Here is a 15,517-nt window from a genome sequence, read left to right on the forward strand (position 1 = left end):
TTACAAAGCTTTTGAAATCTCAGCGGATTTACTTCTTTTTTTGTAGTCATATATCAATAATATACTGCTTATGATTACAAAAAGAAGACAAGTGCCCAGAGTTATATATTTTCCTTTTTGAATTACGGGAGGATTAAAGGAAAAATTTATAGTATGTTTTCCTGCAGGTATTTTTAAGGCACGTAACGTATAATCGGCTCTATAAATAGGAACTTCTTTTCCATCGATTGAAGCCTTCCAACCATGTGGATAATAAATTTCCGAAAAAACTCCTAATTTTTCCTCTTTACTATTAGAAATATAGGTTAAATTATTCGGTAAATATTCTTTTAATTCTATAGAAGACAAACTATCAGAGGAAGATTTTATGGTAAGGTCTTTTTTATATTTTGAATTTATGACTGCTTTTCTTTTGTTATCAATCTTTCCCAATGCTAATAATTCCTCATCGGCATTGTTGGCAAAAACAATTTCATTTACAAACCAAGCATTTCCATTATTATTAGGATTAGGAATAGGTCTGATTATAGAATCGGCAGTGATGATGTACTTAGTATTAAGCATATCAAGTATAGGTAAATTTAAGCTGTCCGATAAATAAAAATCTATTAAATCTTGATATCTCCTTAATTTAGCACCATGATATCCACCAATCGATTGATGAAAATAAGAGGTATTAGTTTCATTAAAAGGACTTAACAACAAATTGAATACTCTGTAATGAGCATGATCGTTTTGTTTAATTATATCTAATGCATGGTTAATAGGTGCTGCATTGAAAATACGAGCCAAGGTTGGATCGGTTTGTGCTTTTTCTAATTGACTTTCTGTTACTTGAGTAGGAAAAGGATTTTTATAAAATTGTTTGTCCACAAAATTATCATCATTTAAATAACGTTTATCCACTCCCCATAAATCAACTAAAGATAATGCGGCAATAGCTAAAACTGCATAACTTGATTTAAAGGACTTAATTTGAGCAGCCCAAAGAAGTACAGAACAAACTAAAACGAAGAAAAAAGTTCGTAAAATATCTGATTGGAAAAGGGCAAAACGATCTTTTCTAATTGCTTCTAATATTTCAGATTTTATAGCATTACCTTCTAAAGTAGTATGAAAGCTAAATATTTGTAATCCTAATACATACAGAAGTAATAATATAACCAATATAAAACCGGAACTTATATATAAAATTTTAGTTTTATAAACTTGGGTAAGAGTTTCATCCATAAAATATGAATACGTACCCAATAAAGCTAATAAAGGAATAGTAAATTCAGCAATCACGAGAGCGGAAGAAACAGCTCGAAATTTATTATATAATGGGAAATATTGAATCATGAAATCAGTAAATATCCCAAAATTTTTACCCCAAGCTAAAAAGAAACTTAGAACGGTTGCTGCAACCAACCACCATTTATATTTGCCTTTATAGTAAAATAAAGCTAAAAAGGCTAAGAATATTACTACAGAACCTTGATAAGCAGGGCCTACGGTCCCCGGTTGCTCTCCCCAATAAGAGCCATTAAAAGCACGTTGAAATTGAGTATATTCTTCCTGTGATCTAATATTTTCCTGTAAAGATGATTCAAGATTAGAGGTTTTAAATCCTTTTTCATTGTTACCACCTCCCATAAAACTAGGAACAAATAAATTTGCCGTCTCTAAAATGCCGTAGCTCCAATGAGTAATATAATCCGTATCTAATCCCTGATTAGGGGAAACGTTATTTTTACTTATAGTCAAATCTGACTTTCCTCGCGTAGTTTCCTTTGAATATTCATAGGTTGATAGTAAACGGGTAGAATTCATTCCTAGCGCCAGTAAAATGGCCAGAAGAAAAAAGCCAGAAGAAATACCAAAAGATTTTAATGTTTTCGTTTTAAAGCTGTGAATAAGTTCAATCAAACCAAAAATTCCTAAAGCTAAAAACAGATAATACGTCATTTGTGGATGATTGGCTGCAATTTGTAACGATAAGAATAAAGTGGTAAGAATAAATCCAGTAACATATTTTTTTTGATACAGTAAATATACACCTGCAATAAATGGCGCAAAATAGGCTATCGTATGAATTTTAGCATTATGACCGGCTCCAATTATGATAAAAAAATAGGTTGAAAAAGAAAACATAATACTTCCCAGCAAAGCATATTTCCAATTTTTTAACCATACCATACCTAACAAGTAAAAACCGGATAACAATAAAAATAAATAACTTGCGGGAGTAGGAAAAGTTCTTAATAAACGATCGATACTCTTAATTATATCTGAAGGATAATTAGCTCCCATTTGGTAGGTGGGCATTCCCCCAAACATGGAATTGCTCCAATAAGTGTCTTCTCCATGAATAGATCGATACTCTTCTAATTCATGCGCGCCGCCTTTATAATGAATGATATCAGGTTGAGAAATATATTTACCTGATAATAATGGACTAAAATACATAAAGGAGAGGATGACAAAAAAAAGCAAACATCCTACAACCGGCAAAAAATAACTATTTTTTTTCATTGTCTTTAGTTTCTACTTCTTCGTAATCAACTGTTTCTGCATCCCATTTAATACCCTTATTCGGAGAAGAATTTTTTCTTTGGTTATTAAATTGATGGGGCTTGGACTTGGAATATTTCTTTTTTGCACGAGTACCCGAGAAAATTTTATTTAAAATATTAAAAACAAAATAAGCAACTGCGGCAAAAAATATAAATTCAATTAATCTTCCCATCGATAAATATATAAATTAATTAGTAACCTATCAATTAATATACGTGTTATTTACAGATTTCTGAACCACCTTTTCAGTTTCATCACCTTTACTGGCTGATTTGGTTTCTGTAACAGTCATAGTAAAATTGGCATTGGAAATCCAACCGGATTTATTATTTATGATAATTTTTCCACTTTGAGTTCCCTTTACAGACAATTTATAAGTTATCCCTTCTACCACTTTAGAATCTGTTTTAGACGGTAAAGTTCCCTGAATACGAACTTCAGTTAAACTGTCACCCACTTTTACTAACTGATTATACCCTTGGTCTTTCAATTCCGGATGAGAATTCCATTTCTCTCCAATTTTTAATCCTTTTGAAGGAAATTTCATAATGGAACCTTCAAATTGTGCTTTAAAAGTTTCAGGATTCAGACCCAATTTAAAAGCATTAATAAAATCTTCCAGTTCTTTTCCTTTCAATTCGGATTTTAAGGTTGATTTTGCTTTTTCATAAATGGCGTCCATACCCTTTATGTTGGAAGCATTTCCGTAAATATCCATCGTTAATGTAAAAGTAACATTGCTGATTGCTCTGTATATTTTCCACAATTTTGCTTGATCGGGATTTTCCGGTTTTTTACCGTTGGTATCAAATACCACTACTTTACCATCCGCTTTAGTAATAACTTTTTTGCCCCCCATGGATACTTGTAAGGTATATATACCATTTTTGATATCTAATACCGTAAAGCTTATTGGATCTATGGATTCTTGCGAAACAGATTGACTTTTATCTCTAAAAGATACTGTTTGCTTATTAATTTCTCTGGAATTAAAAGAATAGGTTTTACCTTTTTCAAGAATATATCTAAGATGATAAAGGCTATCCGCATCTTGATAGATACCGGTTAAAATTTCAGGACTACTTTTTTCTTGTTTATTAGTATCATTACTCGGTAAAGTTGATTCCGCGTTCAAAGATATTCCTGAACGGTTTGTTTCATCTTTTTTTGAAATGGAAGTATCTGGTAATTGTTTGGATTTTTCTTCATTTTTGCATGATAAAAGACCACCACCCAATAAAATAGATATAAACAAATAAGATACGACTGACAATTTTTTCATTACGTCAAAATTTTCTGCAATTTACTAAAGATTATTAGTAAACAAATGATAAAGCTCGGAAAAACCTAAGTTTTTTCTCAGTTGTTTACAATAATTTTGAAAATTATATATTTTGAAAATTCTATCAGGCTAATTAATTTGTATTTTAGCGTTAAATATTATTTATTCGAGGATTTTTGAAAAATCGTTTAGAACTTAAGACATACAAAGACCAAGAGCTTTTAGATAAATATAGGGAAACTCAAGATATCGAATATTTTGGTGTATTATATAGCAGGTATATTCCTTTACAATATGGACTTTGCCTTAAATATTTAAAAGATGAGCATAAAGCCCAAGATGCAGTAATGCAACTGTTTGAAAATTTACTTCCTAAAATTTTAAATTATAAAATAGATTATTTCAGATCATGGTTATATACAGTTTCCAAAAATTATTGTTTACAACAATTAAGAAGAGAAGGTATAGAAATAAATATAGATCATGCTATGGAAAATGTGCAATCTGAGGATGTTTGGGACTTATTGGATGAAAATAATGATGATAAAAAATATCAAATGTTAGACGATTGTATATCCAGGCTACCTCAACCTCAAAAGACATCCATTGAAATGTTTTTTTTCAAAGATAAATCGTATATGGATATTTGTGATGCTACTCAATACAGCTTGAAAAGTGTTAAAAGTTATATACAGAACGGTAAAAGAAATTTAAAGCTTTGCTTAGAAAAAAATCTTAAATGAAAAAATTACTTAACTATATAGGAGGCAAAAAAAGAGGTAAAGATGCTAGAGATATTGAAAGGCAATCCATGAAGGATGACTTTTTAAGAGAAGCTTTAGAGGGTTATGAAGAAGTTCAAGGAGACCCAAATAAGGATATTAAAAAGCTCGAAAGAAAAATTTTAGATAAAACGAATCCTCGAAAGAATATATTTCCAATTTATGTCGAAGCTGCTGGATTAGTTCTTCTAGTCAGTATAAGTATACTATATAAATTAACAAACGGTCAAAGAAAGGAAAGAAATTTAATCGCTTACGAAAAATCAGGAAGTAACGACAAGAATACGAATATTCCCTTTGCAATCAATGAATACAACAATAGTTCAAACAATGAAAAGAAGGATTTTTCCGATACTTTCAAAGTAAAATCACAAAATAAAAGTAAACCTTTGACTATCGTATCTAATCATACATTGAAACAAAAAATTGATCCTAAAGAATTTATTCGAAATATAGAACCGGAATCAATCGAAGAAGATACCGATACCTTTGAAAATAAATTTATTGCACACCGGGATATAAGCGCTGAACTCAGTCAAGAAAAAGTTGAGGAACCGTTATTATCTTTGAAAACAATGAATAGAGATTCCTCTCTTAAACCGGTAAAAAAACTCAACAAAACTGAACGAGAAATAAATCAAACTTATTTAAGCGATTCTTTAGTAAGAGATTCACAATCTTATAGTAGTATGAATAAAAGTTTAGAATCTGAGCCTACTATAGGAAGGGAAAATTTCAATGTCTATATCTATGAAAATCTATCATTTAAAAAAGAAAAATGCGATACTAATGAAGTTAAGATAGTTATCGGATTTACTGTAAGTAAAGAAGGCAGACCGAAGAAATTACACATTCTTCAATCCAATTGCGATAAATTAGCCAATAGAATCATTAAATTAATAAAATCGGGAAGCAATTGGACTGAAGGAGAAGGAATATATCGTTTTGTCAGATAACTTGATTATTTACTAAAATTAATTGGAGTTTCTAAATTTTTATAACTACTTAAATCGGCTTTTAAAGATCCAACGGCTAATTCAGCTTTAATTTGAATTGGAACATGATTTGAGTCATCGGTTACCCACATGGTTACACTTTCTTTCTCTTTAAAAACTCTTCCTGCAAGGACGTAGGGTCTGATTTTTAAACATTTTACTTTTCCAAAACTAGAAGAGATTGTTTCTCTATTCAAAATTTTAAGTTTAAAATTTAAAGTTTCACCGTCCATAAATATATTAAGACTGATATAATCTCCCGCTGTATAATTATCGGTATTCATATGCCTTAAATAATAAAATGCCGATAACATATCGTGCATTTCTCCTGTATAATTATAGATTTTGGAAGTATTGGATTTATTATTGGTATAAGTAATATTTTTATTCGTATGATCAATGACCATCGTTTGATCTCTTACATAAGAACCTTCACGAATTTTACGTATAAATTTAGAAGAAAGCAAAGTGGATTTATCTATATAAGTTTCATATAGATCTTCCACTTTAAAAAATAATTTTACCGCACCGGTAGAATATCCTTTACCAACCACATGATAGTGAGTTTTCTCATTAAAAGTTTCCACATTTGTGGTAAAAGTAGCATATCCGGCATTTAAAAAACCATAATGGATCCTATACTTTAAAAATTCCCCGTCTTTAAATTGAGTAGGAGAGGGAGTTGAATAATCCGCTGATATAAATATAAAAAAGAATAAGAACGTAACTACTATCGTAAATAATTTTTTCATTCCAAATTTTTGGTTATTAGTTATAGCTCATAACATTTATTAAATAAAAGTAATTAATATAAAAATAGATTAAAATATCATAATTCTATCAAACTTATTGCCAAAAATTAAATAACAAAAGAGCAGGATTAAATTTTTATTCGCTTATACTTATTACTTCTTCAATTTCGGGTACATGTTTTTTTATAGTTGATTCAATTCCTAATTTTAATGTACTTTGATTAATTGAACAATCAGAGCATGCGCCTGTAAAACTTACAAAAACCTTATTATCTCTGATTTCTATAAGTTTAACATCGCCGCCATCGGACATTAAAAAAGGACGAATTTCTTCTAATGCTTGATTTATTCTGTCTGTTAATGTATTCATTTGCATGTAAAATAAAAAATTAATTGTTAGAACATCCCGCCATTGTTGTAATTCTTACCGCTTCTGAAGGTGGTAAATCTTCATTTCTTTTAACCAGGCTGCTTATCATATTTTTAGCCAAGTTCATATAAATTCCGGATACCATTTCATCTTCTTGTAATACGGCCGGCCTTCCGTAATCAGAAGCCTCTCTGATGGATTGTATGATAGGAATTTCACCGAGGAAAGGAAGGTCCATAGACTCAGCTAATTTTTTAACACCTTTTTTTCCGAAAATATAATATTTATTATTTGGTAATTCTTTTGGCGTAAAATAAGCCATATTCTCAATTAAACCAAGAACAGGTACATTAATTTCCGGCATTTGGAACATAGCCACCCCCTTTTTTACATCCGTTAGGGCCACATGTTGCGGTGTACTAACGATTACGGATCCGGTTACGGGAACTTCCTGAACGATCGATAGATGTATATCTCCGGTTCCCGGAGGAAGGTCTATAAGAAGGAAATCCAATTCGCCCCAATTGGCATCATGAAGTAATTGGTGGATCGCTTTGGAAGCCATAGCTCCTCTCCAAATAACCGCCTGGTTGGCTCCTGCAAAAAATCCTAAAGAAAGAAGCTTTACTCCGTAACTTTCCACAGGTATAATTTTATTATTATCTGATAAAGGCTTTTCATTGGTAACATCAAACATGGTAGGAACCGAAGGTCCGTATATATCAGCGTCCAATAAGCCCACTTTAAATCCCATTTTAACTAACGCTGTTGCCAAGTTGGATGCAACGGTAGATTTTCCGACACCGCCTTTTCCTGAAGCAACCGCTATTATATTTTTAATACCCGGAATAGCATTTCCTCTGGAATCCTTTTTTTCCGGTACTTCTACTGAAATATTCAATTTAAGCTGTACATCTTTTCCAAACTTTTGTTCAAAAGCTGTATGCATAGCTGTTTCCATTCTTTTCTTTTCATGTAGGGCAGGTGAATGAGAAAGCATATCGATGATAACGGTATCACCCATTATTTGTATATTCCTGACTAAGTCATCAACCTCTATTTCCTTCAAAAAGTTTTTAATTTCTTCTTTACTTGCCATCTTGTATTTTCTTAAAATAAAAAAGTATAATTCCTTTTTATTGTCTGTACAAATGTATTAATCTTTATGGATTTATGTATACTTTTTACTAAAGAAAATCTATAGTTGAATAGTTTAAATGAATCAAAGTATATTAAATTTTTAACTTGCCTAGTAAAGGGTATTCGGATTTAATTTGAGTTTAAGCTAAGATAAAAACTTATGTTGAGTAAAAATTTAATTTTTAATAAAAATTAATAGTTAGAAAAAAATGTAACTTTACCGAGGATAACCCATTCACTATGGAACTGAGAAGCGTACACGTTACAAGATACATTACCCCGTTGAGAGAAGGAGGTTCCTTACCTGCCTTGGCAGAAGCTGATGACGGGTTTAATTACGTGATCAAATTCAGGGGAGCAGGACACGGAACTAAGGCTTTAATATCTGAGTTAATTGGAGGGGAAATTGCAAGATTGTTAGGATTGAACATTCCTGAAATAGTATTTATCTATTTAGACGAAGCGTTTGGTCGTACGGAAGCTGATGAAGAAATACAAGATTTACTTAAAGCAAGTAGAGGTTTGAATTTAGGTTTACATTTTTTGTCAGGAGCGTTAACTTATGATCCGGTGGTTACAAAGGTTGATTCTTATCTAGCCTCAAAAATTGTATGGTTAGATGCGTTTTTAACTAATATTGACAGAACGATTAAAAATACGAATATGCTTATTTGGCATAAAGAATTATGGCTGATTGATATGGGAGCTTCCTTATATTTTCATCATTCTTGGATAAACTGGGAACGATTATCGGTTACACCTTTTGCCGAAATTAAAAACCATGTATTATTACCTTTTGCCTCGCACCTCGAAGAAATTGATCAACAGTGCAAAAAACTAATAAGTTTAGAAAAAATCGGTGAAATAGTAAATTCAATACCCGATGATTGGTTAGATTGGAGAAGTTCAGAAGAATCCATACAGGATATAAAAAATATTTATCAAGAATTCCTTTCTAACAGATTAAATAATTCACAACTATTTATAAAAGAAGCTAATAATGCAAGAAAAACGATTATATGAATATTCCGTCATACGATTGGTGCCGAAAGTAGAAAGAGAAGAATTTATAAATGTGGGAATTATTTTGTTTTCAAAAGAAGCTAAATTTATTAAAGTCGAATATATAGTTGATCAAGAGAAAATAAAATATTTTAGTAAAGATAATACTTTTGATATTGATTGTATCATAAATGCGTTGGATGCATTTAAAAAAATTAGTATAGGAGATTCTAAAGGACGAGGCATAGCTGCTATGGGTATTGCAGAAAGATTTCGTTGGCTAACTTCTGAAAGAAGTACTATGATTCAAACATCCAGACCACATCCCGGGTTTTCTTCGGATCTTAATCAAACATTTTTAAAATTATTTAATGAATTGGTATTGTAAAGCAAATTACTTGTTAACACAAAGATCATTTTCATTTAAAATTATATGTAATTTTTACGCTAAAATTTAGTAATCATAGTAAGATAATTAGTTCTAATACGAATAATTATTCTTTATATTTTTTTTATTGTATTATATAATTTATACAATATTATATCATATTATCAATTATGTTTATTGTTATTTTATCCATCTATAAGATTAGTTTTTTTAAAAAATTATATACAATCTTTATGGAATTTAGTAATTTAAGCATCTTTATTGTAATAAATTAACAATAGATATTTTATAATTTGAAATAAAATCATATGAAATCGATTTTTTTATTTTTAAGTTTTTGGATAATTCAAATAGGTATGGCACAAGTTATCAATTATGATAAAGAATGGAAGGAAATTGATATAGAAATGAAGAATGGAAAGTTTAAATCTTTACTTCCTAAAGTTAATCAACTTTACATTCAGGCAAAAAAAGAAAATAATTCTTCGGAAATTATTAATTCCTTGATATATCAATATCAAATCTTATCACAAACTCAAGAGGATAAAGATAATGATCCGTACAAACTTGTAATCCAAAATTTTGAAAAGGAAATGAATTCTTTTAAAGGGATTACTTTATCCTTAACAAAATCGATGTTAGCAAAAATTTATGAAGAATATTCAATTAGAACTCGTTGGGAAAGAAGAAATATTACAGAAACTGAATTTCATTCCAATGATATTAGCGATTGGTCCACTCAACAACTTATGCAAAAAAGTTTTTCCTTGTATAAAGAATCCATTAAAAATGATCAATTACTTAAGAAAGAAAAAACATTACTTTGGAAAAACATTTTAAATTCAGATGAAGATATAGAATTATATCCTACTTTATACGATATTTTAGTGTTTCGATATATCCATGCTTTAGAAAAAAATAATTTATCAAGCGAGTTTATTTTAACGCAGAATACAATTGAGACCAAAGGGTCTTTGGATAAAAAAAATAAAGAAGAAGAAATTAACGATCTTTATAAAGATTTATACGAATTTCATAAAAATGATCCGGATAAATCAGCTTTTCTAAACGTTAAATTAAAACAAATTGAAAATACTATTCATTCTTCTGAAACTTTGGAGATGAAAGCAGCTTTAGTAGAGAATTTAGCAAATTCTTATCCGACTCAAAAATTTTCCGCCTATTTATATTACAAAGCAGCGAGTATGAATATGAATTCAAACAAAGAAAAAGCATATTCAATTTGTAAAAATGTTACCTATTCTGAAAATAACCCGTGGTCTATAAATTGTAAAAATCTTATCGAAGAAATTCAAAAAATATCCCTCAATGCCTCATTGGATGAAGTTCAATTACCAAATGAAAACATCCCGTTGATAATAGAAGCTACTAATATCAATAAAGTTTATTATCGAATTTTTCAGCTAAGTACGGATAATAATACGATGATAAATTCGACTAATTCAGAATTTATATCCAATGGAATTTATTCCATGGTAAATAAAAAACAGATAAGAAATGGTGTGTTGGAATGGAAATCGTTTTCAGATTTTAAGACTCATTCCACGTTAATTAAATTGGAAGGTCTTTCCGAAGGAAATTATATGTTGGAATTGTCAACTAATTCATCATTTATACCCAATAAAGAATTAAATTTAGAGTTCAATGGAACCTTATACTTTATGGTCCATGATTGGAGTATTGTTAAATTAGGAAGATACGTAAATCCATTATTTCAATTATTAAATCGTAAAATGGGAAAGGTCTATCCAAATAAATCTATAACCGTATACAAAAAACAAAATAAAAATATAGATTCAAAAAATTTACTTGAGCCCTATACCATTACAACCGACTCACACGGACTTTTTGATTTATCTAAACTCAGCTCAAAATTTGGAGATACTTATATGTATATTCCTTCTTCACATTCCTATATGAAACTTCTTTCAAGCATATACAATGATGAAAGTGATGTAATTAAAAATGATATTCAAAAGATGAGTGCTTTTTTTACGGACAGATCCATCTATAGACCCGGACAAAAGGTTTTTTTTAAAGTAATATTTTATACTAAAGATAAGGATAAAACTTTAGTAGTAAAACAGCAAAAAGTGACTCTATCATTAAATAATGCGAATGGACAGGAAATTTCAACATTAAATTTAACTACAAATGATTACGGAAGTATATTTGGAGAGTTTATTCTACCTCAAGAAGGATTGACAGGAAATTATTATATATCTTCCAATTTTAGTAATGATACTCATTATTTTTCAGTAGAAGAATACAAAAGACCTAAATTTGAAATCACATTTGATGATTTTTCAGGAAATTATAAACTAGATGAACAGGTGGTAAGTAAAGGTAAAGCATTATCATATAACGGATCGCCTGTTTCTGATGCAAAAGTTATTTACAGTGTTGAAAGAAAAGGTTTAGTACCTTTATATAGGATGTATTATCCCATGCCTTATACGGATCAATCCGAAATAATAGCACATGGAGAAGTAAATACAGATAGAGATGGAGCTTTTACAATATCCTATCTCGCTAAGGCTAAAGATGTTAAAAAGGATAATGAATATAGATATTATACCTATATTTTAACCGTAGATGTTACAGATAATACCGGAGAAACCCAAACTAAAAAAACTAAAATTTCATTGGGAGATCTCCCTTTGCAACTAACCTTACATACACCGGATGTATCCACTCAAAAAGATTTTACTAAACTTATCATACAATCTACTAATTTAAATGAGGTAAAAGTATATGCTCAAGGGATTGTTAACCTATATAAATTAGAAGGTCCATCCAGAATACTTCTTCCAAATAAATTAGCAATCGTTCCGGAATATCAATTATACGATAAAGAATCATTTGAACGTTATTTTCCACATTTACCTTATGCTAAAGATGAGCAGGATCCGTCGTCATGGAAAAAAGAAAAAATAAATACCTATAAGTTTGATACTCAAATATCAGATACTCTTAATCTTTCTACACAATTATCTAAAGGATTTTATTTAGTGGAAGCTGAAACTGTATTGGGTACTGATACCGTTAAAACTCAAAGAATTATTGAAATAAAAGATGATAAAACATTAAAATCATCAGATTATGAATATTTTAGTGTAAACGCTACACAATCATCATATCAAGTAGGAGAAAAAATTGAACTCAACATTTTTTCTGATTTAAAAAATTCAACAGCCGTTTTACATTTGGAAAGTAACGGGAAATGGATAGTACACAAAGAAATACCTTTAGTTAAAGGTAGAGGAACCTATTCCTTTACGGCAACTAAGGATTTTATTAGTAATGGACTATTTGTTTTAACTTATTTGGTTAATGAAAATGGATATCAAGTAAAAAGCTTTCAAATTGAGGTTGTTGAAAAAACTAAAGACTTAAAAATTAAAACTGATGTATTTAGGAATAAGCTAATTCCGGGACAAAAAGAAACCTGGACTTTGACTATTAGCGGGAATGATAAAGATAAAATTGCTGCAGAAGTACTGGCTACAATGTACGACGAGTCTTTAGACCAATTTGTTCCTACTACTTACACATTCACTCCTTGGAAATATTATACGTATGGGGTATTATATCAATCGGCTTCTACCATTGGTTATAATCTCATTTCAAATAGATTATCAGAAAAGTTACCTAATTTAATTTATAAAAATCCAAAAAATGTTGATTTGAAGGATATATCCATAGGTACTTTATACGATGGGGAAGTGGTAGCTACTTCTGCAATTGCCATTCCTAAAAACGCTGATTATATGCAATCCGATTCTAATTGGGAAAAAGGATTAACCGGAAGAAATAATAAGCAAAAGATAATAAATCAAGATGCAGATGTAGAAAAGAATCTTTCTCAATTGAAATATCGTACGAATTTAGAAGAAACCGCATTCTTTTATCCTAATCTTTATACAGACGAGAAAGGAAACGTTATATTTTCATTTACCTCACCTGAGGCTTTAACTCAATGGAAACTTCTTATTTTAGCTCACACTAAAGATTTACAAACGGGAACAGCCGAATTTCATGCACAAACTCAAAAAGATCTCATGGTAGTGCCTAATTTTCCCAGATTTTTAAGAGAAGGGGACGAACTAACGATACGTACAAAAATTAATAATTTAACCGGAAAAAATATAACCGGAAATGCCCGGCTTTTTCTTTTTGATGCATTTACTCAAAAATCGGTAGATGATATATTTAATAATTTATCCCCTGTTATACCTTTCAAAGCAGAACTTTCTAAAAATACCGAAATAAGTTGGAAAATTAAAGTTCCAAAAAATATTCAAGCCGTCAGTTTACGCATAGTTGCAAATGAAGGTAATTTTTCGGATGGAGAAGAAAGTGTACTTCCTATACTTTCCGATAGGGTATTAATCACCGAATCTATACCTATCAACATAAAAGAAAATGAAACAAAAGAATATCATTTTGATAAGCTTAGTACTCATTCTTCAAAGTCCTTATCTCCATTAAGTTTAAATCTGGAGGTTGCTACTAACCCTATATGGCTGGCTGTATTTACCATTCCTTATTTAAAGGAATATCCCTATGAAAATTCAGAGCAAGTGTTTAGTCGTTTGTATGGGAATGTATTGGCCTCTTTTATAGTAAATACCGTTCCGAATATTAAAAATGTATTAAATGATTGGAATTCTAAAGGGATCAACATATCCAATTTAGAAAAGAATCAAGAATTGAAAAATATTCTATTAGAAGAAACCCCTTGGATACGTACCAGTGAAAATGAAACCGAAGAGAAAAAGAGAATTTCTTTGCTGTTTGATTTAAACCAAATGGCTCAAGAAAATGCTAAAGTTCTAGAGAAACTCAAAAACTTACAGAACCCTGATGGCGGTTTTGCTTGGTTTGAAGGAGGAAATTCCAATGCATATATAACTGATAATATTATTGCCGGAATTGGTCAACTTAGAAAAATGTTGGGCATTCAGTATTCAACGTATATACCGAATGATCTGGAACAGGTGATTAAAAAAGCTATTGCATATTCCGATCAAAACGCATTGGATTATATCCATAAAAATCAAATGGAAAAAACAGGAGAGGAGGGCGATTTACTACAGTATTATTATGTAAGAAGTTTTTGGAAAGATCGTTATCAATTACCGTTAGAAACAGAAAACTACAGTAAAGAGATTAACAGAAATTTTACAAAGTATTTTAAAAAGTTAGATACACAAAATAAAGCGATGTTGGCCGTCACTTTGCATAGATTTGGATATAAAACATCAGCGCAAACTGTGCTTCATAATTTGAAAGAAACATCGGTGAAATCAGAAAATACAGGTATGTATTGGAAAGATAATCTAGCCGGATGGTCGAGATACCAAACACCGATCGAATCTCAAACTAAAATTATAGAAGCCTTTGCAGAGGTGAATCCCCGAGATATTAATTCTATAGAAGAAATGAAAATTTGGCTGCTAGGTAATAAACAGACTAATTCTTGGGGCTCTAAGAAAGCTACAACTAATGCTTTGTATGCTTTATTGAATTTTGGAAAAGATTGGTCTGAAGGAGAAAAAAATGTGACCATTTTTAGCGGAAACAAGCAAATTTATCCATCATTCGATGCTTCCTTGACTCAAACTACAGGATATTTTAAAAAATCATGGATTGCTGAGCAAATGAAATCGGAAATAGGAGATATAAAAATTGAGAAAACATCTCCCGGTATAGTTTGGGGAGGATTATATTATCAATATATCGAAGATTTAGATAAAATAACAGATGCAGGAAATGCTATTAAAATTCAGAAAAAAATATTTAAAAAAACGGTATCCGATCAAGGCTTTATATTACAGGAAATTACGAGTAAAAATTATATATCCATCGGTGATGTAATTACTATAAGACTGATACTAAAAGCAGATCGTGATATGGATTTTATTCATATTAAAGATATGAGAGCTTCAGGATTTGAGCCTGTGAATATTTTTTCTTCGCATAAATATCAAAACGGATTAAGTTATTATGAAAGTACTCGCGATTCTTCTACTAATTTTTTCTTTGAACATATAAGAAAGGAAACGTATGTGTTTGAATATGAGGTAATAGCTACTAATAAAGGAGAATTTTCAAACGGGTTTACTTCAGTGCAATCCGTGTATGCGCCTGAAATGTCCGCTCATAGTGGTGTAGATTATATAACAATCAACTGATTTAAAATGTTGAAATTTTAATTTAAATATAA

The 15,517-nt window shown here is 30.3% G+C and carries 11 protein-coding genes; 5 read left to right on the forward strand and 6 right to left on the reverse strand.

The features are described 5' to 3' along the window. Genes GYM72_RS04050 through GYM72_RS04060 form a run of 3 tightly spaced genes read right to left on the reverse strand, consistent with a single transcriptional unit; the run spans position 1 to position 3,838 of the window. On the reverse strand, positions 1–2,514 hold the full coding sequence (locus GYM72_RS04050; protein WP_220264792.1) for a YfhO family protein: 2,514 nt from the start codon (positions 2,512–2,514) through the stop codon (positions 1–3). Further along, a complete protein-coding gene (locus GYM72_RS04055; protein WP_220264793.1) occupies positions 2,501–2,728 on the reverse strand; it encodes a hypothetical protein in 228 nt (75 codons plus the stop codon). Before GYM72_RS04055 ends, GYM72_RS04050 begins: the two co-directional genes overlap by 14 nt. Before the next feature lie 30 nt (positions 2,729–2,758). Then, the gene (locus tag GYM72_RS04060; protein ID WP_220264794.1) at positions 2,759–3,838 is read right to left on the reverse strand and encodes a DUF6263 family protein; all 1,080 of its coding nucleotides are present in this window, start codon (positions 3,836–3,838) and stop codon (positions 2,759–2,761) included. A gap of 176 nt (positions 3,839–4,014) precedes the next feature. On the opposite strand from GYM72_RS04060, the gene GYM72_RS04065 reads away from it, so the two are divergent. Both GYM72_RS04065 and GYM72_RS04070 read left to right on the forward strand, forming a co-directional pair. Continuing rightward, on the forward strand, positions 4,015–4,581 hold the full coding sequence (locus tag GYM72_RS04065; protein ID WP_166003548.1) for an RNA polymerase sigma factor: 567 nt from the start codon (positions 4,015–4,017) through the stop codon (positions 4,579–4,581). Beyond that, on the forward strand, positions 4,578–5,576 hold the full coding sequence (locus GYM72_RS04070; protein ID WP_220264795.1) for a hypothetical protein: 999 nt from the start codon (positions 4,578–4,580) through the stop codon (positions 5,574–5,576). The genes GYM72_RS04065 and GYM72_RS04070 overlap by 4 nt, the downstream gene beginning before the upstream one ends. A 5-nt stretch (positions 5,577–5,581) precedes the next feature. On the opposite strand, the gene GYM72_RS04075 is transcribed toward GYM72_RS04070, so the two are convergent. From GYM72_RS04075 to GYM72_RS04085, 3 genes are all read right to left on the reverse strand, one after another. Next, on the reverse strand, positions 5,582–6,367 hold the full coding sequence (locus GYM72_RS04075; RefSeq protein ID WP_220264796.1) for a DUF3108 domain-containing protein: 786 nt from the start codon (positions 6,365–6,367) through the stop codon (positions 5,582–5,584). A 136-nt stretch (positions 6,368–6,503) separates the two neighbouring features. Continuing rightward, entirely contained in the window at positions 6,504–6,743 is a 240-nt protein-coding gene (locus GYM72_RS04080; protein ID WP_220264797.1) for a NifU family protein, read from the reverse strand. Positions 6,744–6,756: 13 nt separating this feature from the next. Further along, the gene (locus tag GYM72_RS04085) at positions 6,757–7,836 is read right to left on the reverse strand and encodes an Mrp/NBP35 family ATP-binding protein (protein WP_105297481.1); all 1,080 of its coding nucleotides are present in this window, start codon (positions 7,834–7,836) and stop codon (positions 6,757–6,759) included. Positions 7,837–8,117: 281 nt separating this feature from the next. Between GYM72_RS04085 and GYM72_RS04090 the strand changes: the two genes are divergently transcribed. From GYM72_RS04090 to GYM72_RS04100, 3 genes are all read left to right on the forward strand, one after another. Beyond that, positions 8,118–8,900, forward strand: a complete 783-nt coding sequence (locus GYM72_RS04090) for a HipA family kinase (protein ID WP_220264798.1) — start codon at positions 8,118–8,120, stop codon at positions 8,898–8,900. Then, positions 8,878–9,267 carry a DUF3037 domain-containing protein gene (locus GYM72_RS04095; RefSeq protein ID WP_220264799.1) on the forward strand — a complete coding sequence of 130 codons (390 nt, stop codon included), beginning with the start codon at positions 8,878–8,880 and terminating at the stop codon, positions 9,265–9,267. The genes GYM72_RS04090 and GYM72_RS04095 overlap by 23 nt, the downstream gene beginning before the upstream one ends. Positions 9,268–9,575: 308 nt before the next feature. Continuing rightward, positions 9,576–15,485, forward strand: coding sequence for an alpha-2-macroglobulin (locus tag GYM72_RS04100; protein WP_220264800.1), 5,910 nt, complete (start codon positions 9,576–9,578; stop codon positions 15,483–15,485). The last annotated feature ends 32 nt before the right edge of the window (positions 15,486–15,517 follow it).

Source organism: Apibacter sp. ESL0404 (assembly GCF_019469245.1).
Classification (GTDB): Bacteria; Bacteroidota; Bacteroidia; order Flavobacteriales; family Weeksellaceae; genus Apibacter.

What these genes read in the sequence shown, in the direction of transcription:
- GYM72_RS04050 (WP_220264792.1), bottom strand. Translation starts at nt 2,514, where the DNA reads ATGAAAAAAAATAGTTATTTTTTGCCGGTTGTAGGATGTTTGCTTTTT.
- GYM72_RS04055 (WP_220264793.1), bottom strand. Translation starts at nt 2,728, where the DNA reads ATGGGAAGATTAATTGAATTTATATTTTTTGCCGCAGTTGCTTATTTT.
- GYM72_RS04060 (WP_220264794.1), bottom strand. Translation starts at nt 3,838, where the DNA reads ATGAAAAAATTGTCAGTCGTATCTTATTTGTTTATATCTATTTTATTG.
- GYM72_RS04070 (WP_220264795.1), top strand. Translation starts at nt 4,578, where the DNA reads ATGAAAAAATTACTTAACTATATAGGAGGCAAAAAAAGAGGTAAAGAT.
- GYM72_RS04075 (WP_220264796.1), bottom strand. Translation starts at nt 6,367, where the DNA reads ATGAAAAAATTATTTACGATAGTAGTTACGTTCTTATTCTTTTTTATA.
- GYM72_RS04080 (WP_220264797.1), bottom strand. Translation starts at nt 6,743, where the DNA reads ATGCAAATGAATACATTAACAGACAGAATAAATCAAGCATTAGAAGAA.
- GYM72_RS04085 (WP_105297481.1), bottom strand. Translation starts at nt 7,836, where the DNA reads ATGGCAAGTAAAGAAGAAATTAAAAACTTTTTGAAGGAAATAGAGGTT.
- GYM72_RS04090 (WP_220264798.1), top strand. Translation starts at nt 8,118, where the DNA reads ATGGAACTGAGAAGCGTACACGTTACAAGATACATTACCCCGTTGAGA.
- GYM72_RS04095 (WP_220264799.1), top strand. Translation starts at nt 8,878, where the DNA reads ATGCAAGAAAAACGATTATATGAATATTCCGTCATACGATTGGTGCCG.
- GYM72_RS04100 (WP_220264800.1), top strand. Translation starts at nt 9,576, where the DNA reads ATGAAATCGATTTTTTTATTTTTAAGTTTTTGGATAATTCAAATAGGT.